The 1,634-nt window shown below is 71.5% G+C and carries 2 protein-coding genes; both read left to right on the forward strand.

Annotation, left to right across the window (positions count from 1 at the left end):
- The coding region (locus VGW35_17630) for a DNA-3-methyladenine glycosylase 2 family protein (protein ID HEV8309485.1) at positions 1-544 on the forward strand (544 nt) is incomplete at its 5' end.
- A gap of 55 nt (positions 545-599) precedes the next feature.
- Positions 600-1,634, forward strand: a 1,035-nt coding sequence (locus tag VGW35_17635) for an ATP-binding cassette domain-containing protein (GenBank protein HEV8309486.1), incomplete at its 3' end; no start/stop codon positions are given.

The following is a 1,634-nucleotide window of genomic DNA, read 5'->3' on the forward strand; positions in this document are numbered from 1 at the left end:
CCCCACCATCCTGGAACAGAAGGTGCCGGGGGCGGAGGCGTTCGCGACGTACCGGAACCTCGTTCGCGCGTTCGCCGAGCCGGCGCCCGGTCCGGGAGGCCTCCGGCTGCCCCCGTCGCCGGACGCCCTGGCCCGGACCCCTTATCCGGAGTTCCATCCGTTGGGGATCGAACGACGGCGCGCAGACACGCTGCGTGCCGCAGCTTCCCGTGCCATCCGACTGGAAGAGGCCGTCGGGATGCCTCTCCCGCAGGCATACCGGCGGATCCAGGCGTTCCCCGGCGTGGGGCCGTGGAGCGCCGCGAAGGTGGCCCTGGTGGCGCTCGGCGACGCCGATGCGGTTCCGCCCGGCGACTACCACTTCCCCCACATGGTGGCGTGGGCGTTCACCGGCCGGCCCCGGGGGACCGACGAGCAGATGCTCGAACTCCTGGAGCCCTTCGCTGGCCATCGGGGGCGCGTCCTTCGGCTGTTGCTTGCGGCCGGCGTGAGCCCGCCGCGGTACGGGCCGCGCATGTCGCTTCGCTCGATCGAACGCATCTGAGCGCGAATCGGAGCAAGCGGCCAGGCTGCGACCCAGGAGCCGGTACCATCCGGGCATGAGCCTGCTGGAAGCCGCCGGCCTGTCCGTGGAAGCCGGGGGCGCGACGATCCTCGAGGACCTGTCCTTCTCCCTCCGGGCGGGGGACAAGGTCGGCGTGGTCGGGAGGAACGGAGCCGGAAAGACCAGCCTGCTCCGGGTCCTGGCCGGGGAGGCCCAAGCCGTTCGAGGGACCGTGACCCGACGAGGAGCGCTGGGCTATCTGCGCCAGGACCCCCGACAGCATCGCGCCGACCAGGAGCACACGGCCGTCGTTCACGTGCTGGAGGCCCGAGGGCTCCAAGCGATGGCCGAGAAGTTGGAGAAGCTCCGGCTGACCCTCGAGGTCCGGCCCACCGACGCCGCCGTGGGTAGGTTCGCCCGGCTGGAGGAGCGGTACCGCGCGGCGGGCGGCTACTCGGGCGAAGCCGAGGCTCGCCGGATCGTCCGGGGGCTCGGACTGTCCCAGGACCGGCTGACCCTCCCCGTCGCGGCCCTATCCGGAGGGGAGCGGCGGCGACTCGAGCTCGCGCGGATCCTGTTCGCCGGCTCGGACGTCCTGCTCCTGGACGAGCCCACCAATCACCTCGACAGCGACGCGAAAGTATGGCTGATGAGCTTCCTGGCCGGCTACCCGGGCGCGGTGATGGTGGTGAGCCACGACATCAAGTTGTTGGACGCCGCCATCGGCCGGGTCCTGCACCTTGATCGCGACGGGGTCGTGATCTATCGAGGGACCTACTCGGAGTATCGGGAAGCGAGGCGGCTCGACGAGCTCCGTCTCACAGCGCTCGCCGACCGACAGAACGCCGAGATCAAGCGGCTGAAGACGCTGGCCGACTCGATGCGGGGCCAGACCGAGAAGCGGGCCCGGAAGGCCAAGACCCTCGACACCAGGGTGCATCACCTGGCCGCCCGGGCCGTGGCGGCTCCGGCGAAGCAGCGGCGCGTCCGCTACCGGTTCCCCGAGCCGCCGCACTGCGGCCGGCTGGTGCTCGAGGCCTCGGATGTCACGAAGGGCTACGGCGGGGCCCCGGTGTTCGAGAACGCCACC

The organism is Candidatus Methylomirabilota bacterium, assembly GCA_036005065.1.
Classification (GTDB): Bacteria; Methylomirabilota; Methylomirabilia; order Rokubacteriales; family DASRDR01; genus DASYQW01.